General features: G+C 71.6%; 14 protein-coding genes. 3 read left to right on the top strand and 11 right to left on the bottom strand.

Going from position 1 to position 21482, the window contains the following annotated elements; all coding sequences use genetic code 11:
• The first annotated feature begins 56 nt into the window (after positions 1-56).
• A complete protein-coding gene (locus OP79_RS33230; protein ID WP_033325484.1) occupies positions 57-305 on the top strand; it encodes a hypothetical protein in 249 nt (82 codons plus the stop codon).
• Between the two features lie 3 nt (positions 306-308).
• On the opposite strand, the gene OP79_RS33225 is transcribed toward OP79_RS33230, so the two are convergent.
• Positions 309-827, bottom strand: coding sequence for a DUF4240 domain-containing protein (locus OP79_RS33225; protein ID WP_033325610.1), 519 nt, complete (start codon positions 825-827; stop codon positions 309-311).
• 135 nt (positions 828-962) lie between these two features.
• Between OP79_RS33225 and OP79_RS33220 the strand changes: the two genes are divergently transcribed.
• A complete protein-coding gene (locus OP79_RS33220; RefSeq protein ID WP_033325482.1) occupies positions 963-1910 on the top strand; it encodes an SDR family oxidoreductase in 948 nt (315 codons plus the stop codon).
• Here OP79_RS33220 and OP79_RS33215 read toward each other — a convergent pair.
• The 10 genes from OP79_RS33215 to OP79_RS33175 form a co-directional block, all read right to left on the bottom strand.
• Entirely contained in the window at positions 1894-2886 is a 993-nt protein-coding gene (locus OP79_RS33215) for a helix-turn-helix transcriptional regulator (RefSeq protein WP_033325481.1), read from the bottom strand. The two genes, OP79_RS33220 and OP79_RS33215, sit on opposite strands and share 17 nt — an antisense overlap.
• Before the next feature lie 47 nt (positions 2887-2933).
• Positions 2934-3860, bottom strand: coding sequence for a hypothetical protein (locus OP79_RS33210; protein WP_157857396.1), 927 nt, complete (start codon positions 3858-3860; stop codon positions 2934-2936).
• A 119-nt stretch (positions 3861-3979) separates the two neighbouring features.
• Entirely contained in the window at positions 3980-6685 is a 2706-nt protein-coding gene (gene aceE, locus OP79_RS33205) for a pyruvate dehydrogenase (acetyl-transferring), homodimeric type (protein ID WP_033325478.1), read from the bottom strand.
• Between the two features lie 420 nt (positions 6686-7105).
• On the bottom strand, positions 7106-7642 hold the full coding sequence (locus OP79_RS33200; RefSeq protein ID WP_033325477.1) for a hypothetical protein: 537 nt from the start codon (positions 7640-7642) through the stop codon (positions 7106-7108).
• A gap of 152 nt (positions 7643-7794) precedes the next feature.
• Positions 7795-7926, bottom strand: a complete 132-nt coding sequence (locus OP79_RS58100; RefSeq protein ID WP_281193282.1) for a hypothetical protein — start codon at positions 7924-7926, stop codon at positions 7795-7797.
• A gap of 118 nt (positions 7927-8044) precedes the next feature.
• Complete coding sequence (locus OP79_RS33195) at positions 8045-12664, bottom strand: cation-translocating P-type ATPase (RefSeq protein WP_033325475.1); 4620 nt, start codon at positions 12662-12664, stop codon at positions 8045-8047.
• A 231-nt stretch (positions 12665-12895) separates the two neighbouring features.
• The gene (locus OP79_RS33190; protein ID WP_033325474.1) at positions 12896-13534 is read right to left on the bottom strand and encodes a GntR family transcriptional regulator; all 639 of its coding nucleotides are present in this window, start codon (positions 13532-13534) and stop codon (positions 12896-12898) included.
• A 243-nt stretch (positions 13535-13777) separates the two neighbouring features.
• A complete protein-coding gene (gene sucB / locus OP79_RS33185) occupies positions 13778-15586 on the bottom strand; it encodes a 2-oxoglutarate dehydrogenase, E2 component, dihydrolipoamide succinyltransferase (protein ID WP_033325473.1) in 1809 nt (602 codons plus the stop codon).
• A 57-nt stretch (positions 15587-15643) separates the two neighbouring features.
• A complete protein-coding gene (lpdA, locus tag OP79_RS33180) occupies positions 15644-17032 on the bottom strand; it encodes a dihydrolipoyl dehydrogenase (RefSeq protein WP_033325471.1) in 1389 nt (462 codons plus the stop codon).
• Positions 17033-17316: 284 nt separating this feature from the next.
• Positions 17317-18861, bottom strand: a complete 1545-nt coding sequence (locus tag OP79_RS33175; RefSeq protein ID WP_033325470.1) for a leucyl aminopeptidase — start codon at positions 18859-18861, stop codon at positions 17317-17319.
• Positions 18862-19410: 549 nt separating this feature from the next.
• Here OP79_RS33175 and OP79_RS33170 point away from each other — a divergent pair.
• Positions 19411-21390 (top strand): hypothetical protein, encoded by a 1980-nt coding sequence (locus tag OP79_RS33170; protein WP_051745107.1) that lies wholly within the window; start codon positions 19411-19413, stop codon positions 21388-21390.
• Positions 21391-21482: the final 92 nt, after the last annotated feature.

Raw genomic sequence — 21482 nt, 5'->3', positions numbered from 1 at the left:
CCACCCAGAGCCACGCCTCCTAGCGTCGAGGCACGCACTGACCGGAGGTGGGGATCATGAACAGTCACCAGAACGAGAGCAGCCACGAGAACGGCAGGCAGCGGCCCCGGCGGACGTCCCTGTGGGCACGGGCCGTACGGAGCCCCTGGACCGTGGCCTGCGTGGTGGCCGCCGTAGTGGTCGGCCCCTCCGCCGCCACCGCGTCGGCCCTCGACCACGCCAACGCGGCACCCCCGCACAGCGCGCCGTGGACCGGCTCGTACGTGCCGGAGGCTCTCCGGCACGTACCCGTCCAGAGCCAGTAACTGTCAGTCGGCGAACCGCTCCCACAGCCGGGGAAAACGTTCCGCCAGCACCTTCTGGTTCTCGAAGTCGATCGGCGTGCCCGTCGGCTCCGGGGGCGCGGGCGGGATGCCGAGGTCCGGGGCGTCGGTGCCGGTGAGCTGTTCGTACGCCTCGTCGGCCGCGTAGCCGAGCTCCTCGCCGTCCCCGTCGACCTCGTCGTCGAAGTCGGTCAGGAGCTCCGCGAGCTGGTCCGGATCGTGCACGGCATGCTCGTACACATCGCGCCCCTGGCCGATCAGCCAGCAGCGGAAGTAGTCGAAGGCGTCGTCGCTGGCCCCGTCGAGGAGAATCCAGGCGGCGCCCCAGAGGTCCCAGGTGTAGGCGCGGTTGTAGCGGGCCTCGAAGTGACGGGCGAAGTCCAGGACCGAGTCCGGGTCAAGGCCGAGGAGCCGTTCGACGAGCAGGTCGGCCTGCTCGTCGGGGTCACCCTCGGCGGCCTCGCGGGCCGTGTCCACCAGCTCCCAGAACTCCGTCTCGTCCATCACGTGCACCAGCATCGGGCCTGTACCCTGCCCGCGCACCTGGGCGCAGGCAGATCGTTATGCGCGCACATGCCGACGGAAAACCCGAGGGAAAGCCAGACAGTAGCTGTCGGCTTTCCTCGCGATGCTCGTCGCATGGAGAACGCACAGCCACTCAAGGGAAAGATCGCCCTGGTCGCGGGCGCCACGCGCGGCGCCGGACGGGCCATGGCGGTGGAGCTGGGACGCGCCGGAGCCACCGTGTACGCCACGGGACGCACGACCCGTGACCACGTCAGCGAGGTCGGCCGGTCCACCGAGACCATCGAGGAGACCGCCGAGCTGGTCGACGCGGCGGCCGGAGCCGAAGGCCGGGGCATCGCCGTGCCGACCGACCACCTGGAGCCGGAGCAGGTACGGGCCCTCGTCGCCCGCATCGACCGGGAGCAGGGCCGTCTCGACATCCTCGTCAACGACCTCTGGGGCGGCGACGTCCACCTGGACATGGGTTCGCGTGAGCAGCCGAAGATGTGGGAGATGGACCTCGACAAGGGGCTGCGGGTCATGCGCCTCGGCATCGAGTCGCACATCATCACCAGCCACAGCGCACTGCCGCTCCTGACCCGCAACCCCGGCGGCCTGCTCGTCGAGGTCACCGACGGCACCGAGGAGTACAACCGCGCCACCTACCGCAAGCCGTTCTTCTACGACCTCGCCAAGACGACCCCGATCCGCATGGCGTACGGCCTCGGCGAGGAGCTGAGGGAATTCGGCTGTACGGCCGTCTGCCTCACGCCGGGCTGGCTGCGCTCCGAGGCGATGCTCGACTCCGCCTTCCACGTCACCGAGGAGAACTGGCGGGACGCGTGCGAGCAGGCTCCGCACTTCGCGATCTCCGAGTCGCCCACGTACATCGGACGGGCGCTGGCCGCGCTCGCCGCCGATCCCGAGGTGGCGCGCTGGAACGGGCAGTCGCTCTCCAGCGGAGGTCTGGCCCGGGAGTACGGCTTCACGGACGCCGACGGCTCGGCGCCCGACGCCTGGCGCTACATCGCGGAGGTCGAGCAGGCGGGCCGGCCCGCGGACGTCACGGGCTATCGGTGACCTGCACGTCGTAGTACGCCGCCGTCCGGGCCGCCGCCCGCGCGAAGCGCTGCCGCAGCGCGGGCGGCTCCAGGACCTCCACCTCCGGTCCGAGGACGAGAAGTTGGGTGTACGCCACGTCGTGCGACTCGACGGGCAGTGTGACCGTCACCCGGCCCTCGCCGTCGGGCGGCCCGGCCTGGGCCAGCGCCTCTTGTGCGGAGAGCAGATCGACGGCGTGCTTCAGCTGCCGCCTGCCCGCCTCCGACAGCCGGATCACCACCGTCGCCCGCAGGATCGACCGCGCGAACTGCACCGCGCGTTCCGCCCAGAAGCCGGGCAGATCGAATGCCTCATCGCGTACGAAGCGCTCGTCGCCGCTCTCGACCGCCGTGAACCGGTCGATGCGGTAGACGCGGAAGGAGCCCGGGTTCGGAACGTGGGCGCACACGTACCAGACGCCCGCCTTCAGCACGAGCCCGTACGGCTCCAACTCCCGCTCCACCTCGGCCTCTTGCCGCCGATAACGGGCAGTGATCCGGCGATCGTCCCACACCGCCTCCGCGACGGCGGGCAGCAGCTCGGGCGTCTTCGGCTCGGCGAACCAGGCGGGGGCGTCCAGATGAAAGCGCTGTGCGGCGGTGTGCGAGGCGTCCCGGAAGGAGGGAAGCAGGGCGGCCGACACCTTGAGCCTGGCCGCCGAGGCGGCGTCCTCCAGCCCCATCTCCCGCAGCGCCCCCGGAACTCCGCTGAGGAACAGCGCCTCGGCCTCGCTGCGCGCGAGTCCCGTCAGCCGGGTCCGGTACCCACCGATGAGCCGGTACCCACCGGCCCGGCCCCGGTCCGCGTACACCGGAACCCCCGCCTCCGACAGTGCCTGGGCATCCCGCGTGACGGTGCGCTCGGACACCTCCAGCTCGCGCGCCAGCTCGGCGGCGGTCATGGAGGGGCGGGACTGGAGCAGCAGCACCATCTTGATGAGCCGGGCAGCGCGCATACGGCCATGATGCCGGGGGCCACTGACAACGCGAAGGCTCGCAACGGCTACAGCCGCTCGGCGGTCATCCGGCGGCAGACCTGTTCGGCATCCGCCCGCATGTCGTCCATGCCCGAGCTGTACTGGCCCGTCTCCTCGGTGCAGAGGTCGACGGTCACCCGGATCGGGTCGTCCTCCGGGCCGAGCTCCCAGCACGCCCGCCGCACGACCGGCAGCCACCCCTGCCGACAGTCCTCGATCCGCTCCCCGGTGAGCCGGCCCGACACCCGGACCCCGGTCTCCGCGGCGACCGGACGCCGGTGGCGGCGGGTCTCCAGGACCCGGAACGCGCCGCTGGACATGTCCAGCTCGTAGCGATGGGCGAACACGTACCGCGGAGTCGCCCGGACCACAACCACGGCGTAGGCCGCGAACCGTCTGGTGCCGTCCATGCCGAGCCGGCTGGCGGGGGTGAGGTCGCGGTCGATCCCCAGGACCCCCAGGACGCGGAAAGGGCCTGGGACCGGCACGGAGTCGCTGATTTCGTCCGTGTCCGGGATCCCGTCCGTGTCCGGGACGGCCGGAGCGGCCGCGACCATGGCGTCGAGCGCCTGGTCCAGCCACCGGTCCAGCCGTTTCTCGGTGCGTGACCGCGCCCAGGGGCGGTGCTTCCGGTGCCAGGGGCTGTGCTTGGCGACGAAGTCCCTTGCGAGGCCGGCTCCGTCGACCATTCCGGCGAAGGCGACCAGCGAACCAAGCCAGTCAAGAGCGGGCCCACGGCTCTTCAAGAAGAGGACGACACCTCCGACGAACAGGACTCCGTTCGCCGTCCGGCGCGCGAGTCTCGCCGCAGGGCTCTCCCGTACCACCCCGTGGTGCCGGTCCACGGCCGGTTGCCGCCGTATCGCCACGTACGCGTCCACGACGGGCCGCCGCCGCACCGCGAAGTAGCGTGCCACCGCGGCCCGACGCCTGTCCTCCTCGGTCGACCCCATGCCCCCGCCCCCGCTCACAGGTCCCTGGGCCAGTGCAGCACAGCGGGTCCCGCCCGCCCATACGCCGAACGGCCCGTCGGTACGCGCGTACCGACGGGCCGTCCAGGAACAGCAGGGTCCTACAGCCCGTACTTCTCGCGCGCTTCCTTCACCGCCGTCGCCTTGACCTCGCCGCGCTTGGCGAGCTGGGCCAGGGCCGCGACCACGATCGACTCGGCGTCGACGCCGAAGTGGCGGCGGGCCGCCTCGCGGGTGTCCGAGAGGCCGAAGCCGTCGGCGCCGAGCGAGGAGTAGTCCTGCTCGACCCACTGTGCGATCTGGTCGGGGACCTGGCGCATGTAGTCGGACACCGCGAGGACCGGACCCTCGGCACCGTGCAGCACCTGACGGACGTACGGCACCCGCTCCTCGCCCCGCAGCAGCGCCGCGTCCGCCTCCAGGGCGTCCCGGCGCAGCTCCGTCCAGGACGTCGCCGACCACACATCGGAAGCCACACCCCACTCCTCGGCGAGCAGCTTCTGGGCCTGGAGCGTCCAGTGGATCGCCGTGCCGGAGCCCAGCAGCTGGATGCGCGGCGCGTTGGCTGCGGCCACGTCCAGCCCCGCCGACTCGGCCGTGTTGAAGCGGTACAGGCCCTTGACGATGCCCTCGTCCACGCCGGGGGCGGCGGGCTTCGCGGGCTGCGGCAGGGGCTCGTTGTAGACGGTGAGGTAGTAGAAGACGTTCGGGTCCTCGCCGGGGGCCGCCTCGCCGTACATCCGGCGCAGGCCGTCCTTCACGATCGCCGCGACCTCGTACGCGAACGCCGGGTCGTACGTCAGCGCCGCCGGGTTGGTCGCCGCGATGACGGGCGAGTGGCCGTCCGCGTGCTGCAGGCCTTCGCCCGTCAGCGTCGTACGACCGGCCGTGGCGCCGACCAGGAAGCCGCGGCCGAGCTGGTCGCCGAGCTGCCACATCTGGTCGGCCGTGCGCTGCCAGCCGAACATCGAGTAGAAGATGTAGAACGGGATCATCGCTTCGCCGTGCGTGGAGTACGCGGTGGACGCGGCGATGAAGTCGGCCATCGAACCGGCCTCGGTGATCCCCTCGTTGAGGATCTGGCCGTCCTTGGCCTCCTTGTAGTACATCAGCTGGTCGCGGTCGACCGGCTCGTACGTCTGCCCCTTGGGGGAGTAGATCCCGAGGGACGGGAAGAGCGATTCCATGCCGAAGGTGCGCGCTTCGTCGGGGACGATCGGCACCCAGCGCTTACCCGTCTGCTTGTCGCGGACCAGGTCCTTGACCAGGCGTACGAAGGCCATGGTCGTCGCCACGTTCTGCGAGCCGGAGCCCTTGTCGAACGCGGCGAAGGTCTTGTCGGCGGCGGCAGGGAGGGGTGCCAGTGCGTGTGTGCGGCGAGCGGGGGCCGGGCCACCGAGGGCCGCGCGGCGCTCCTGGAGGTAGCGGACCTCGGGGGAGTCGGCGCCGGGGTGGCCGTACGGGACGACGCCGTCCACGAACTGCGCGTCGGAGATGGGCAGTTCGAGCAGGTCACGCATCTGCTTGAACTCGTCCGTCGACAGCTTCTTCATCTGGTGGTTGGCGTTCTTGGACGCGAAGCCCTGGCCGAGCGTGAAGCCCTTCACCGTCTGGGCGAGGATCACCGTCGGGGCGCCCTTGTGCTCGACGGCGGCCTTGTACGCGGCGTACACCTTGCGCGCCTCGTGACCACCGCGGGACAGGTGGAAGCACTCGAGGATCTTGTCGTCGCTGAGCAGCTTCGCCATCTCGACGAGTGCCGGGTCGGTGCCGAAGAAGTCCTGGCGGATGTAGGCGGCGTCGCGGGTCTGGTACGTCTGCACCTGCGCGTCCGGTACCTCGCGCAGGCGGCGTACGAGCGCGCCCGTGGTGTCGAGCTGGAACAGCTCGTCCCAGGCGTTGCCCCACAGCGACTTGACGACATTCCAGCCGGCGCCGCGGAACTGCGCCTCCAGCTCCTGCACGATCTTGAAGTTCGCGCGGACCGGGCCGTCGAGGCGCTGGAGGTTGCAGTTGATGACGAAGGTCAGGTTGTCCAGGCCCTCGCGGGAGGCGAGCGCGAGTGCGGCCGTGGACTCCGGCTCGTCCATCTCGCCGTCGCCGAGGAACGCCCACACGTGGGACTGCGAGACGTCCTTGATGCCGCGGCTGGTGAGGTAGCGGTTGAAGCGCGCCTGGTAGATGGCGGAGAGCGGGCCGAGGCCCATCGAGACCGTCGGGAACTCCCAGAGCCACGGGAGACGGCGCGGGTGCGGGTAGGAGGGAAGGCCCTTGCCGCCCGCCTCCTGGCGGAAGTTGTCCAGGTGGGTCTCGTTCAGGCGGCCGTCGAGGAAGGCGCGGGCGTAGATGCCGGGGGAGGCGTGGCCCTGGATGTAGAGCTGGTCGCCGGACCCGTCACCCTCCTTGCCCTTGAAGAAGTGGTTGAAGCCTGTCTCGTAGAGCCAGGCCGCGGAGGCGAAGGTGGCGATGTGGCCGCCGACGCCGTGTTTCGAACCCCGGGTCACCATCGCGGCCGCGTTCCAGCGGTTCCACGCGGTGATACGGGCCTCCATCGCCTCGTCGCCGTCCACGGTGGGCTCGGCGGCGGTGGGGATGGTGTTGACGTAGTCGGTCTCAAGGAGCTTGGGCAGCGCGAGACCGCCCGCCTCCGCGCGCTCCAGCGTGCGGCGCATCAGGTACGCGGCGCGGTGCGGCCCGGCCGCCTTGGTGACGGCGTCCAGGGAGGCCTGCCATTCGGCGGTCTCCTCGGGGTCGCGGTCCGGGAGCTGGTCGAGCTCGCTCGGCTGAACAGCGGTGGGGTCGGTCATTGCGCCGCCTTCCGGATACGGAGGGGGCACGTGAAGGGGGTTCCTTCGACGGTCTCCCTCAGCGGTAAGGGGTGGGATGTGCCCTTTGTCTTTGGCAGGACAGGGCGGCGGGCTGTGTGGCAGCCCGTCGGTGACTGTAACTCTCTGATCGATGATCGATCAAAGGGTTGCAGGGCAAAAACTGTCGATGTCGAGAAATTGGCATGCGGTGCCGCAGATCGGGGCACCCGGTGCCGCGTTTTCCCTGCTCACCTGAGTCGTAGGCGGCTAGCTTGGGCGGCTGGTGGGGAGCTGAGGCGAGCTTGCGGGCAGCGTGCGGGTTCCATGAGAACGCCGAACGCCGGTGGGTTCCGTACGCCGTCCGCAGCGTTCTGCGTACGGAACCCACCGGCGTTCAAGACGGACGCGGACGCGTCGGCGTCACGCGGTCGCCGTCTGCGCGGGCTTCTCGCCCTCCGTCTGCTCGGCGGTGGAGGGCGACTGCCTGCGCTCCTCGCGTTCGGTGCGTTCGCGCTCGATGCGTTTGTGTTCCTCGCGTTGCCGTGCGGACTGCTCTCGGGTGATCACTTCCGTGGCGGCGCCGACGGTCACCGCCACCGGCCAGCCGATGGCCCCGGCCGCGGTCATGCCGCCGAGGATGCCGTAGAAGGCCAGCTTGCGGGGTGAGGGAAGCAGCGACGTGGCCGCGGAGGCCGCGGTGGTGGCCACGGACGCGGCCGCGGAAGTGGCCGTACGGACATCGGGGAGCCGGATCTTGGAGAAGGCGTCGCCCGGGGTCACGTACGGAATGGGGACCTTGGCGTGCGCGGTGTGCAGGTGCACCACCTTGCCGCCGCCGGTCCGCTTCTTCTGGTCCTGCGCCTCCTGGGTGCCGGTCTCCTCGGCCTGCGTCTCGGCCGGTTGCTGTTCTTTCTGGGGCTCTTCCTGGGACTGTGGCTCGGCGTGTGGGGGAATCATCTCCGCCCTCCCATGCTGGAAAGCGTGAGTCGCTGGTCTCCCCGGAGCGGCTTCCATGCATACAGGTCGATAAACCCCTCAAAAGGACAAACTTGCCCAGGAGGTTCAGAGTCCGCGCCAGCGGTCAGGCGCCGCCGGTCAGGCGTGGGCGGTCAGGCGGGGGCCGCCATCGGGCGCCCGCTCGCGGCGAACGACTTCCAGAGCTGCATGATCAGACGTATGAGAATGGCCTCGACCAGGGCGACCGCCACCTGGGTCAGGATCGTGCTGAGGATCTGCGGCATGGCGAGCCGCCTTTCATGAGGGCGTGCGGGGTTACGGCTCCTTTGTGCGCCCCGACACCGTCCGGCGGGCTGCCCCAAGGTGACCTGCGGGTGAATATCCCCTTGCGGTCCGGTCAGGTCAAGACCTGCCGCCCGCCGAACTCCCCATCCGCGTGACCGCACCAACCGCGCCCTGCGCCACGGCGGGCACCAGTACCGAGCCCACCGCCGACGCCACCGCGATCGTCCAGCCCACCGGACCCAGCGGCCGGCTGCCGAAGAAGTGGCTGAGCCCGGGCACGCTCACCACCACACCCAGCACCACCAAGGACCCCACCACGGCCGCGGCGACTACCGGATCGCGGCCCGCGTCCTGCAACGTCTGGAGCAGCTGGGACCCCACCAGGGCGACCAGGGAGACCATGTCGGCGTGCGCCCGGGTGCCGGTTGCCCGCGCGGCGATCCAGGCGACGGTGGCCGCCGCCGTGGTGACGGCGGCACGCAGCCGGATGTGCCGCATCAGGGCCTTGCCGAGGGAGGCTTCCGGGCCCTCCGCGAGCAGCCGGTCGGTCTTGTCGGCGGGCGGGCGGGCGGCGATGGCCATGGCGGGCAGCATGTCGGTGAGCAGGTTGACCAGCAGGAGCTGCCGCGCGTTCAGCGCGCTGCGCCCGGTGAACAGGGTGCTCGCCAGGGTGAAGGCGATCTCCCCCAGGTTGCCGCCGAGCAGGATGCCCAGCGCCTTGCGCACCGAGGCCCACATGGCCCGGCCCTCGACGAAGGCGTCGACGATGGTCTCGATACGGTCGTCGGTGACCACCACGTCGGCGGCGGCGCGGGCCGCCGGGGTGGCCCGGGAACCCAGCGCGATACCGACGTCGGCGATCCGGATGGCGGGCGCGTCGTTGGCACCGTCGCCGGTGACGGCCACGATCCGGCCGGCCGCGCGCAGCGCGGTGACGATACGGACCTTGTGCCCCGGGGTGACCCGGGCGAACACCGTGATCTCCGGCAGCGTCCTGGCGAGCGCCGCGTCGTCCAGGGAGTCCAGCTCCGCCCCGGTCATCAGCCGCGGCTCCTCCTCGGGCCGCAGCTCCCGGGCGATCGCGGCGGCGGTGCTGGGATGGTCGCCGGTGAGCATGACGATACGTACCCCTGCCCTGGTCAGCCGGTCCACGCTCTCGGCCGCTGTGGACCGCACCGGGTCCGCGAGGCCGAGCAGACCCAGCAGACTCAGCTCGCCGACGTCCTCGTCATCGAGCGACTCGGGCGACTCGGGCGACTCCGGCGGCTCGGGAGCACCCGCACCCGTGGGCAGCACCCGTTCGGCGACCGCGAGGACCCGCAGACCGCGCCGCGCCAGCCGGTCGATCTCCGCTTCGAGCTCCTCCCGCACCCGGTCGTCGAAGGGCTCGGGGGTGTCGTCCCGGCGGATGCTCACACAGCGGGCCAGTACGACCTCGGGTGCGCCCTTGACGACGATCCGCGTCTCGGAGTCGGAGCGGCCCAGCACGGCGTGGTAGCCGCGCCCCGGCTCGAACGGCAGCTCCGCAAGGCCCTCCCAGGAGTCCGTGCCGAGCCCGGCGGCCCGGGCGGGAGGGGCACCGAGCAGTTCGGCGCCGGCCGCGATGGCACGGTCGGTGGGGTGGGCGAGCGTCGCCGCCCGACCCGGCGGGCCCGCGAGGGCGGCGGTGGCGACGATCCGGCGCAGCGGAGGGGTGAGCCGGTCGGGCGGGCGCTCCTCCAGGGCGTCGGAGACCTGCTGGAGGCTGATCCGGCCCTCGGTGAGCGTGCCCGTCTTGTCGAAGCACAGCACATCGGTACGGCCCAGCGCCTCGATGGTGGAGGCGCTGCGTACGAGGGTGTCGCGGGTGGACAGCCGGCGGGCCGCGGCCAGCTCCGCGACCGTGGCGACGAAGGGCAGCCCTTCGGGCACGGCCGCCACGCACAGGCTGACCGCGGAACCCAAGGCGCCGCCCAGAGGCCGCCTGCGCAGCAGGTCCACGGCGAAGAGGACGACGCCCGCGGCGACGGACAGCGGCAGGAACCAGCGGCCCAGCGCCTTCAGCCGCCGCTCCACGCCGCTCTCCGGCGGTCCGCCCTCGGGGCCCGCCTCCGCCGCGCTGCCCGCCTCGGTGGCCGTACCGGTGGCGACGACCACGGCCAGCGCCTCACCGGCCGCCACCGTCGTCCCCTGATAGAGCATGGACGTACGGTCCGCGACCACCCGGGCCGCGGTCGGCGCGGCGCTCTTCACGACCGGCAGCGACTCACCGGTGAGACTGGACTCGTCGACCTCCAGGCCCTGCGCCCGCACCACCCGGCAGTCCGCCGGGACAGCGTCCCCGGCCCGCAGCTCGATCACATCGCCGCGCACCAGGTGCTCACCGGCCGCCTCCACCGCCTCGGTCCGGCCGGGCCGGCGTACCCGCACCCGCGCCGAGGTGGCCTCGACCAGCCGTTCTGCGGCTTGGTCCGCCTGCTGCCGCTGCACCCCGCCGACCAGCGCGTCGACGCCGAGCACGCCGCCGATGAGCACGGCGTCCAGTACGGAGCCGAGTGCGGCCGAGATGCCGCCGCCGATCGCCAGGATGGGCGTGAGCGGATTGGCCAGTTCCTCGGCGACCCTGCCGACCAGGGTGACGGCACCGTCATGCTGGTCACGGCCCGCGAACTGCCGGCGCCGCGCCGCCTCGGCCTCGTCCAGGCCCCGGGACGAGGTGCCGAGCCGGGTCATCACCTGACGTACCGCCATGGCATGCCAGGGCGTACGCTCGGCCGCCGCCGGCGTCGGACGCCCGTGCAGCCGCCAGCCCGCCCAGAAGCCCGTCGCGATCCCGGCGATGGTCACCGCGTCCGTCACCAGGCGGGCCCGCGCCCAAGCCCGCGGCCGGGGCACCAGCAGCGCGAGGCCCGAGCCCGCCGCGGCGCCGACAGCCTCAAGCCGGGTGCAGAGCCGACTGATCCGCCGGGCCTCCGGCAGAGCCGTCAACAGCAGGTGGACGACATCGGGCGGGGCGGCGACATCGGCGTCCCACGGCACATGGCGCAGGCCGGTGATCACTCCGATGCCCAGGTCCGCGCGGACGAGGGCGCGCCGGGTCCGTGCCGAGACCACGGCGACACCGTGGCCCTGCGACTGGAGGGAGCGCACCAGGGCGGCCGTACGCCGATGCCCCGTGCGCGCGGCCTCGCGCAGCCCGAACCGGCGATGCAGCCCCGGCGGGCCACCCACCAGCCGCACTCGGCCGCACTCCCGCGCCGCGCGCACCAAGTGGTGGGCGAGCGGATGCAGTTGGGGTGCCAGGGCGGCCACGGCCACCGGCCTGCCCGCCCGCAGGACGAGCACGACCCGCGCACCCTCCTCGGCCCACCGCCGGGCGAGCGCGGCGGGCCGGGCGGGCAGCTCGGCGCCCGGGGCGGCGTCCACGCCGGTGAACGGCCGCAGCTCCCAGTCCCCCTGCCGCTGTGGCGGTAAGGGACCGGCACCGGGCGGCCGGGCGCGCCTCGGCGGACCGTCCGGCTCCATCAACTCGTGGATCCGGGCGTGCAGTTCGTCGTCGTCCGGACCGTCCTGCTCCTGCTCGACAGCGCCCTCCGGGCCGCCGTTCAGGAGCGCCACGCCCTCGACCGTCCAACCGCCGGTGGCCAGCACCCTGGCGTCGAGGACCACCGTGTCGATCCGGTCCATGCGGCGCACCGCCTCCGGTCGCAGCGCGAGTGCCCCGCGGTCGGAGACCGCCCGGGCCACCGAGGACGCGAACGCCTCCCGGCCGAACTGCGGGCCCCGCGGCGTCCCCGCGATCAGCAGCGCCAGGCTCCGGTCGTGGCTGAGCGGGCCGATCGCCGTCAGCGCGTACGTCGCCAGGGACACCGGAGCCGCCACGTTCGCGTACCGGTCTCCCGGCCCCGGCGGCAGCGGGGCGGGCCGCTCGTATCCAGGCACCGCGTCATGCCGGTACGTCCCCTCGTGCACGGCCAGCCTGCGCGCCCAGCCCTCCCACGCCCTGCGCCGGGCCTGCACCTCCACATACCGGGCTGCGGCCAGCGTGGCGGCCACCGTGGCGCCGAGCGGCCGGAACGTCAGCGTCGTCACCAGCAGGTTCGTCAGAGCGAAGCCGCGCTCCGTGGCCTTCTCGCCGATCCGGCGGGCCAGTCCGTCGCGCACTGGCGGCGCCGACTCCACGAGCTGGACCGCCGACATCACCACCGGCGGCAGGCCCCGCAGCCGGAGCCGGTTGCCCACCGTCGCCACACCCACCGCCACCAGGCCCGTGCCGAGCCGGACGGCCGCCCCGACCGCGGCGCCCGGATCCCCCGGGAAACCGACCTGGCTCCGTGCCCGCCCGGCCTCGCCCGCCTGCCGGGCGTCCGCGCCTTTCGCCTCCTGGGCGGCGGCGTCCGCCGTGGCGACGAGTCCGGTGACGCGCTCCAGGTCGGTCTCGGGCCCGCAGCCGACGTATACGCAGCCCAGCGCGCCGTTCACCTCGGCACGGCTCACCCCCGGCACCCGCCGCAGCCCGGTCTCCACCTCACGTGCCGCGCCCGCCGTACCGGGCCGCCCCAGACGCCGGACCTCGATCTGCGCGCCTCCGGGTGTCCGCCAGAACCGGGGCGCCGACGTCGAGGACCGCAACAGCGCCGTCGGTACGGCGGCCAGCCGCTCCGCGCCGGAACGGACCGTGGAGGACGCCATGGAGCACATGACCGAAGGCAAGAGCACGGATTTGGCGAGCACGGAGGAGAGCACTGGCAGGATCATGCGGACTCCACCATCGGCCGGCGGCGGGCGTGGGCGGCGCCCTGGAGGAGGACGCGACTTACACCAGTATGTGCACGCATGGGTGGCTTGCGCCCGGCGCGGTGGCCGTCGGACGGGCCGGCGGGAGAGGGGGGTCGGGCGTGGGGAACTGCGCGACCAGCCACGACGGCGCCGCAGCCGAATCACCGCACCTCCAGCGGAGGGAGCCGAGCGGGCCGGCCGCCGGCCCGATCAGATGGGCTCGTCGCCCGCCCGGGGGGCGCACCCCAGCACATGCTCCTTCACCAGCCGACCGATGTCGGGATCCCGGCGTTTGAACGCCGCGACCAACGCCTCGTGCTCCTCCGCGTACGACTGCTGCCGGGTGCCGAGCCACCGGATCGACAGGGCTGTGAACACCTCGATGCCCAGCCCCTCCCAGGTGTGCAGCAGCACGCTGTTCCCGGCCGCCCGCACCATCTCCCGGTGGAAGGCCACGGTGTGCCGCACCTGGGCCTCACCGTCGGCCGTGCGGTCCGCCTCGTACAGCGCCGCGACCTCGGGCTCCAGCGCCGAGGAGTCCTCGGCCAGCCGCTGCGCCGCCAGCTCGGCGGCTATCTGCTCCAGACCGGCCCGTACGGGATATATCTCCTCCAGGTCGGCCGCCGTCAGGCTCCTGACCCGCACGCCCTTGTTCGGCGCCGACTCGATCAGCCGCAGCGCCTCCAGTTCCCGTAGGGCCTCCCGTACGGGCGTCTGGCTGACCTCCAGCTCCACGGCGATCCGCCGCTCCACGATCCGCTCGCCCGGCTTCCAGCGCCCGCTCACGATGCCGTCCACGATGTGCTCGCGGATCTGTTCGCGCAGCGAGTGGACGACGGGCGCGGTCATGAGGGGCTCCTTTGAAGGGGGTGTACGAGGACCCCGAGGCGTTGACGTCTAGACAATAAGGCCGATTTCCCGTCGGAGAGGGGCGTGAAGGGCTGCTTCAGCGCAGGTGAGACCAGCCTTACATGCTGCCAAGGGCCCGCTCGTTGTAAAGAACCGTGCGCATGACCCGTACGGATACCCCATGCGGACACGGCGACGCCCCCGTCCTCCGAAGAGGACGAGGGCGCGTACGTACGAACGGAGTTACAGGCCGAGCTCGACCTCGAACTCGCCCGCCTCCAGGATCGCCTTGACCGCCGTCAGGTAGCGGGCGGCGTCGGCGCCGTCCACCAGGCGGTGGTCGTAGGAGAGCGTCAGGTACGTCATGTCGCGTACGCCGATGACGGCGCCCTCGTCGGTCTCGATGACGGCGGGACGCTTGACCGTGGCACCGATGCCGAGGATCGCGACCTGACCCGGCGGCACGATGATCGTGTCGAACAGCGCGCCGCGCGAACCGGTGTTGCTGATGGTGAAGGTCGCGCCGGACAGCTCGTCCGGAGTGATCTTGTTGCCCCGGACCTTGCCCGCGAGCTCCGCCGTGGCCTTGGCGATACCGGCGAGGTTCAGGTTGCCGGCGCCCTTGATGACCGGGGTCATCAGGCCCTTCTCGGAGTCCACCGCGATACCGATGTTCTCGGTGTCGAAGTAGGTGATCGTGCCCTCTTCGACGTTGATCCGGGCGTTGATGGGCGCGTGGGCCTTCAGCGCCTGGGCCGCGGCCTTCACGAAGAACGGCATCGGGGAGAGCTTGACGCCCTCGCGCGCCGCGAACGCGTCCTTGGCCTTGGCGCGCAGCCTCATCAGCCGCGTGACGTCGACCTCGACGACCGAGGACAGCTGGGCCTGCTCGTGCAGGGCCTTGACCATGTTGTCGCCGATGACCTTGCGGATGCGCGGCATCTTGACGGTCTGGCCACGCAGCGGGGAGGCCTCGAGAACCGGGGCCTTCTTCGCGGCGGTGGCAGCCGGGGCAGCGGCGGCAGGAGCCGGAGCTGCGGCCGCGGCCTTCGCGGCCTCGGCGGCGGCGATGACGTCCTGCTTGCGGATACGGCCGCCGACGCCGGTGCCCTTGACGGTGGACAGGTCGACGCCGTTCTCGGCGGCGAGCTTGCGCACCAGCGGGGTGACGTACGCGCCCTCGTCGGCGGGCTGCGCGGCGGCCGGAGCCGCCGGAGCCGGAGTGACGGGAGCGGGCGCGGCCGGCGCGGGAGCGGCCGGAGCCGCTGCCTGGGCCGGAGCGGGGGCGGGGGCGGGTGCGGCCGGAGCCGGAGGGGCCGGAGGCGCAGCCGGGGCAGCGGGCTGGGCCGGAGCCGGGGCGGCAGCGGCCGGGGCGGGCTGGGCCGGAGCCGGAGCGGCGGCCGGAGCCGCGCCCGGGGCGCCGATGACGGCGAGCTTGGCGCCGACCTCGGCGGTCTCGTCCTCGGCGACGGTGATCTCGAGGAGCACACCGGAGGTGGGCGCCGGGATCTCGGTGTCGACCTTGTCCGTGGAGACCTCGAGCAGCGGCTCGTCGGCCTCGACGCTCTCGCCGACCTCCTTGAGCCAGCGCGTGACGGTGCCCTCGGTGACGGACTCGCCCAGCGCCGGGAGGACCACGTCGGTGCCCTCGGCGGTGCCGCCACCGGCGGCGGCCTCGGCCGTCGGGGCCGGAGCCGGAGCTGCGGCCTCGGCGGACGGGGTGGCCTCGGGGGCGGGAGCGGCCGGGGCCGGGGCAGCCGGAGCCGCGGGGGCCTCGGCGGCGGCCGGGGCCGGAGCGGCAGCGGGCGCACCCGTGCCGTCGTCGATGACGGCCAGCTCGGCGCCGACCTCCACCGTCTCGTCCTCGGCGACCTTGATGGACGCCAGTACGCCGGCGGCGGGCGAGGGGATCTCGGTGTCGACCTTGTCGGTCGACACCTCCAGCAGCGGCTCGTCGGCCTCGACGCGCTCGCCCTCGGCCTTCAGCCAGCGGGTGACAGTGCCCTCGGTGACGCTCTCGCCGAGCGCCGGAAGGGTTACGGAAACCGCCATGGTTTCTGTTGCTCCTTAACGAATTGCGGAAGTCTGTGTCGTCGCGCCCGAGGGCTGTCAGTCGTGCGAGTGCAGCGGCTTGCCGGCCAGGGCCAGGTGGGCCTCGCCGAGCGCCTCGTTCTGCGTCGGGTGAGCGTGGATGAGCTGCGCGACCTCGGCGGGCAGCGCCTCCCAGTTGTAGACCAGCTGGGCCTCGCCGACCTGCTCGCCCATACGGTCGCCGACCATGTGGACGCCGACGACGGCACCGTCCTTGACCTGGACGAGCTTGATCTCGCCCGCGGTCTTGAGGATCTTGCTCTTGCCGTTGCCCGCGAGGTTGTACTTGAGAGCGACGACCTTGTCCGCGCCGTAGACCTCCTTGGCCTTGGCCTCGGTGATACCGACGGAGGCGACCTCCGGGTGGCAGTACGTCACCCGCGGCACACCGTCGTAGTCGATGGGAACGGTCTTCAGACCGGCGAGACGCTCCGCGACCAGGATGCCCTCGGCGAAGCCGACGTGCGCGAGCTGGAGCGTGGGGACCAGGTCACCGACGGCCGAGATGGTCGGCACGTTCGTGCGCATGTACTCGTCGACCAGGACATAGCCGCGGTCCATCGCGACGCCCTGCTCCTCGTAGCCCAGGCCCTGCGAGACCGGGCCGCGGCCGATGGCGACGAGCAGCACCTCGGCGTCGAAGGTCTTGCCGTCGGCGAGGGTCACACGGACGCCGTCCTGCGTGTACTCGGCCTTCTCGAAGAAGGTGCCGAGGTTGAACTTGATGCCGCGCTTGCGGAAAGCGCGCTCAAGAAGCTTGGAGCTGTTCTCGTCCTCGACCGGTACGAGGTGCTTGAGGCCCTCGATGACCGTGACGTCCGTACCGAAGGACTTCCAGGCGGAGGCGAACTCGACGCCGATGACGCCGCCGCCGAGGATGATCGCGGACTGCGGGACGCGGTCCAGCGTCAGCGCGTGGTCCGAGGAGATGATGCGGTTGCCGTCGATCTCCAGTCCCGGCAGCGACTTCGGCACGGAGCCGGTCGCGAGGAGCACGTGGCGGCCCTGGACGCGCCGGCCGTTCACGTCGACGGAGGTGGGGGAGGACAGTCGGCCCTCGCCCTCGATGTACGTCACCTTGCGGGAGGCGACGAGACCCTGCAGGCCCTTGTAGAGGCCGCTGATCACGTCGTCCTTGTACTTGTGGACGCCCGCGATGTCGATGCCCTCGAAGGTGGCCTTCACGCCGAACTGGCCGGCCTCACGCGCCTGGTCGGCGATCTCGCCGGCGTGCAGCAGGGCCTTCGTGGGGATGCAGCCGTTGTGCAGGCAGGTACCGCCGAGCTTGTTCTTCTCGATCAGGGCGACGTCAAGGCCCAGCTGCGCTCCGCGCAGGGCCGCGGCATAGCCGCCGCTACCGCCGCCGAGGATCACTAGGTCGAAAACGGTGCTGGCGTCGTTCGCCACGTCACGTCCTCCATGCATGTGCGCCGTACGCCGGTCTCCCGACCGGGCGGCGGCTGGTGTCCGGCCGCTCTTTCTTCGGCCCTGTGGTGGGGCCCTGTCCTGCCGAGACCCCATCTTTGCACTTGTCCGCGGGAACGTGGACGCCGGGCCGGTGTGTGAGACGTCCCACGCTCACTTGTGAGGGGGCGGTAGGGCAGCCCACCCAGGGGCGCGGGGAACTGCGCGATCAACCACATACAACCCGCAGTCGCGCAATACCCCGCAGCCCCGAGCTCTCAGGCGCTTCAGCCCAGATCCCCCGAAGCTGCCAGCTCGGCAACCCGCACCAGCGTGCGCACAGCCGACCCCGTGCCCCCCTTCGGCGTGTAGCCAAAGGGACCGGACTCGTTGAAGGCCGGGCCCGCGATGTCGAGGTGCGCCCACGTGATCCCCTCGCCCACGAACTCCTTGAGGAACAACCCGGCGACCAGCCCACCCCCCATCCGCTCACCCATGTTGGCAATGTCGGCGGTCGGGGAGTCCATCCCCTTCTTCAGGTGGTCCGGCAGCGGCATGGGCCACGACGGCTCACCGGCCTCCTCCGCGGCCTCGACGATCGCGGAACGGAACGCGTCGTCGTTGGCCATCACACCGAACGTGCGGTTGCCCAGAGCGAGAACCATCGCCCCGGTCAGCGTCGCCACGTCGATGATCGCGTCCGGCTTGTCCTCGGACGCCTTCCACAGCGCGTCGGCGAGGACGAGGCGGCCCTCGGCGTCGGTGTTCAGCACCTCGACGGTCTTGCCGCTGTACATCCGCAGCACATCACCGGGCCGGGTCGCCGACCCCGACGGCATGTTCTCGGCGAGCGCCAGCCACCCGGTGACGTTGACCTCAAGACCCAGTCGCGCGGCGGCGACGACCGCCGCGAACACGGCCGCGGCCCCGCTCATGTCGCACTTCATCGTCTCGTTGTGCCCGGCGGGCTTCAGCGAGATGCCGCCGGAGTCGTACGTGATGCCCTTGCCGACGAAGGCCAGGTGCTTCTTCGCCTTGGAGGAGGTGTACGACAGCTGCACCAGGCGGGGAGCGGACGCGGACCCGGCACCCACGCCGAGGATGCCGCCGTATCCGCCCTTCTCCAGGGCCTTCTCGTCGAGCACCTGCACCTTGATGCCGTGCTCCTTGGCCGCGGCCTGCGCGACGGCGGCGAAGGCCTCCGGGTTCAGGTCGTTCGGCGGGGTGTTGACGAGGTCACGGGCGCGGTTGAGCTCCTGGGAGACGGCGGCGGCGCGCTCGACGGCCGCCTTGTACGCCTTGTCGCGGGGCTTTCCGCCGAGCAGCGCGACCTCGGCGAGCGGGGCCTTGCCGTTCTTCGCGTCCTTCTTCCCGTCCTTGCCGTTCTCCTTGTACGTGTCGAAGGAGTACGCCCCGAGCAGCGCGCCCTCGCCGATGGCGCCCGCGTCGGCGGCGTCCGTGATCGGCAGGGCGAACGCGGCCTTCTTCGAGCCGGCCAGCGCGCGGGCGGCGGCACCGGCGGCGCGGCGCAGCGTCTCCGTACCGAACGAGGCGTCCTTGTCGGGCTGCGAACCCAGACCGACCGCCAGCACGACCGGCGCCTTGAAGCCGGACGGTGCCGGCAGCTTCGTCACCTCGCCCTCGCCGCCGGAGGCGCCGAGGGTCTCCAGAACGCCGGCGAGTCCGCCGTCGTACGCCTTGTCCACGGCCTCGGCGCCCGGCGCGACAACCAGGTCCGATGACTTGGCGGAGCCGCCCTTGGCGACACCGACGACGATCGCGTCGGCCCGCAGGCCGGGCGCTGCGGCGGTGCTGAGAGTGAGAGCAGTCACGGTGGTGAAATCTCGCTTCCATTGAATTGCTGTGGCAGGGGGTCCTTGCACTATGAGCGTCCGATCAGGTCGCATGGTCTGGTGCCGTGCATCGCAAGGCGCCGGAAGGTCCTCGTAGCGGAGCTACTAGGACCTTCGGCAACGCGGCGAGGTGCGGTGCCAGGCCGCGCGCCCCGGACGGGCATAGTGCAAGGACCCCCAAGGGGGGTGGCTCGGCCGGGCCCGACGAAGGAGCCTAGGAGACGGCGGATCGGCAGGCTGGACCGGACCGGAGGAGTACCGGACATGAGCCTACGCTCGGTGGCGGGTTTCGCTCATTCCAGCGGCCGTTCACCCCGCCGTGGCGGAGGGGCCACTTCTCGGCCCTCACATGAGGTGACCTGAGTCACACTCGTCGTATTCGGTGTGAGTGATCCGCTCTCCGCTTTGCATGATTTCCACGGATCCTCCCTCGGCTGACCACATGAGGATCCGTCAGGGGAGGAAGTCACCGTGGCGCAGAGAGCGCGCAGTTGGAAATCCGCAGCCGTTGGCCTGGCGGCGGCGGGCATGCTGGCGCTGGGCCTTGGAGTACCCGGAGCGTCCGCGGCCGAGGAGCCGCGTATCGATCTCAGGGTGCTGGTCGTCGACAACGGCGACAGCCCCGTCGAGGCCATCACCGAGGAGCTGAAGAGCACCGGCATCCCGTACACCACCGTCGACCTCGACGAGGCGGACCGCCCGACGATCGACGAGGCGTTTCTGAGCGACACGGTGGACGGTGTCCCGCGCGCCAGATACCAAGGCGTCGTCCTGCCCAACGAGGCGCCGTTCGGGGCGGGTTCGGCAGAGCAGGCCGCCCTGGAGTCGTACGAGAGGACCTTCGGCATCCCCCAGGTCGACGCCTACACCTGGGCGCACCCCGGCGTCGGCCTCGACTACACCGACCAGGGCGGCTGGGCCGGCACGCTCGACGGCCGTGAGGCCTCGGTCACCGAGGCGGGGCAGGCGGGGTATTTCGGCTACCTCGACGGGCCGCTGAGGTTCGAGGACAACTCCGGCTCCGTGCAGGAGAGTTACGGGTACGTTGCCCGGCCCCGCGAGGGCTTCACCAGTTACGTCGACGTCGCCGTGCCCGGCGGCACCGGCCGCGGCAGCCTGGTCGGCGAGTACGCCCACGACGGCCGCCGCGAACTCGTCGTGACCTTCGCGTACAACGACGACCAGCAGCAGTTCCGGGTCCTGGCCCGTGGAATCGTCGAATGGCTGACTCAGGGCGTACACCTGGGGCAGAGCAGGAACTACTTCTCCGTCCATGTCGACGACGTCTTCGCGCCCGACAGCCGCTGGGACACCGAACGCAACTGCACACCGGGCGACTTCGACTGCGTCGGCGGTGACGGTGAGGGGACCACGCCGATCCGGATGACCGCGGACGACGCGGTGCACGCCGCGCAGTGGCAGGAGACCAGCGACTTCACCCTCGACATGGTCTACAACGCGGGTGCCGGCGAGGAGTGGAAGGCCGAGAACGGCGGCACGGACGCGCTGACCGACCAACTCCTCGCCGACAAGGGCGAGTACCGCTGGATCAACCACACGTACACGCACCCCTTCCTGGGCTGCGTCCAGGACACCAGCACGGTGCCGTGGAGCTGCGCCAAGAACGCGGACGGCACGACCCAGTACATGAGCCGCGCCGAGATCTCGGCGCAGATCAGCGACAACCAGCAGTGGGCGGCGGCTCACGGACTCCCGGTCGACTCCACCGAGTTGGTGACCGGGGAGCACTCGGGTCTGAAGACGCTGCCACAGCAGCCGGACGACAACCCGAACCTCGCGGGTGCCCTCGCCGACAACGGCGTCGAGTGGATCGCCTCCGACAACTCCCGTGAGCCGCAGCAGCGTTCGGTGGGCGCCGCGCTGACCGTGCCGCGCCATCCGATGAACGTGTACTACAACGTCGGTACGGCCGCCGAGATGACCGACGAGTACAACTGGATCTACACCTCCACGGCCGACGGCGGCAGCGGCGTCTGCGAGAACAACCCCACCTCCACCTGCCTGGACGACCCGCTCGACCCGGCCACCGGCTTCGAGTCGTACATCGTCCCGCAGGAGGCCCGTATCGCCCTCGGGCACGCCGTGCACAACGACCCGCGCCCGCACTACGTGCACCAGTCCAACCTGGCCGAGGACCGGCTGCTCTACCCGGTCCTGGACAAGGTGCTCGCCGACTACCGCGCGCTGTTCGCCGACAACACCCCGCTGGAGAACCCGCGGCAGAGCGCGATCGGCACGGAGTTCCAGCGCCGCGCCGACTGGCAGCAGGCCGTCGCCGACGGTGACGTCACGGCGTACCGCGTCGGCGACACGGTCACCGTCTCCGCCCCGTCCGGGATCGACATCCCGGTGACCGCGCCGGAGGGCACGCTCAAGCAACTCCCGGCCGGAACCACCGAGTTCGGCACTCCGTACGCGGGCGAACGCTCGGCCTGGACCACGCCGGAAGCCTCACAGACCGCCCTCACCTTGAGACTGCCCGCCTAACGACAGAGCAGCGCAAGAGCACGAGCAGCACGAGGCGTGCCCCGGCCAAGACCGGCCGGGGCACGCCACCGAGCCGTAGACATGTTCCAGGG

The sequence above is a fragment of the Streptomyces yerevanensis genome (assembly GCF_000716805.1).
GTDB lineage: Bacteria > Actinomycetota > Actinomycetes > Streptomycetales > Streptomycetaceae > Streptomyces > Streptomyces flaveus.
The sequence above is the reverse complement of the archived record's forward strand: the minus strand, read 5'-3'. Positions and strand labels throughout refer to the sequence as shown.

What these genes read in the sequence shown, in the direction of transcription:
- OP79_RS33230 (WP_033325484.1), top strand. Translation starts at nt 57, where the DNA reads ATGAACAGTCACCAGAACGAGAGCAGCCACGAGAACGGCAGGCAGCGG.
- OP79_RS33225 (WP_033325610.1), bottom strand. Translation starts at nt 827, where the DNA reads ATGGACGAGACGGAGTTCTGGGAGCTGGTGGACACGGCCCGCGAGGCC.
- OP79_RS33220 (WP_033325482.1), top strand. Translation starts at nt 963, where the DNA reads ATGGAGAACGCACAGCCACTCAAGGGAAAGATCGCCCTGGTCGCGGGC.
- OP79_RS33215 (WP_033325481.1), bottom strand. Translation starts at nt 2,886, where the DNA reads ATGCGCGCTGCCCGGCTCATCAAGATGGTGCTGCTGCTCCAGTCCCGC.
- OP79_RS33210 (WP_157857396.1), bottom strand. Translation starts at nt 3,860, where the DNA reads ATGGGGTCGACCGAGGAGGACAGGCGTCGGGCCGCGGTGGCACGCTAC.
- aceE (WP_033325478.1), bottom strand. Translation starts at nt 6,685, where the DNA reads ATGACCGACCCCACCGCTGTTCAGCCGAGCGAGCTCGACCAGCTCCCG.
- OP79_RS33200 (WP_033325477.1), bottom strand. Translation starts at nt 7,642, where the DNA reads ATGATTCCCCCACACGCCGAGCCACAGTCCCAGGAAGAGCCCCAGAAA.
- OP79_RS58100 (WP_281193282.1), bottom strand. Translation starts at nt 7,926, where the DNA reads ATGCCGCAGATCCTCAGCACGATCCTGACCCAGGTGGCGGTCGCCCTG.
- OP79_RS33195 (WP_033325475.1), bottom strand. Translation starts at nt 12,664, where the DNA reads ATGATCCTGCCAGTGCTCTCCTCCGTGCTCGCCAAATCCGTGCTCTTG.
- OP79_RS33190 (WP_033325474.1), bottom strand. Translation starts at nt 13,534, where the DNA reads ATGACCGCGCCCGTCGTCCACTCGCTGCGCGAACAGATCCGCGAGCAC.
- sucB (WP_033325473.1), bottom strand. Translation starts at nt 15,586, where the DNA reads ATGGCGGTTTCCGTAACCCTTCCGGCGCTCGGCGAGAGCGTCACCGAG.
- OP79_RS33170 (WP_051745107.1), top strand. Translation starts at nt 19,411, where the DNA reads ATGCTGGCGCTGGGCCTTGGAGTACCCGGAGCGTCCGCGGCCGAGGAG.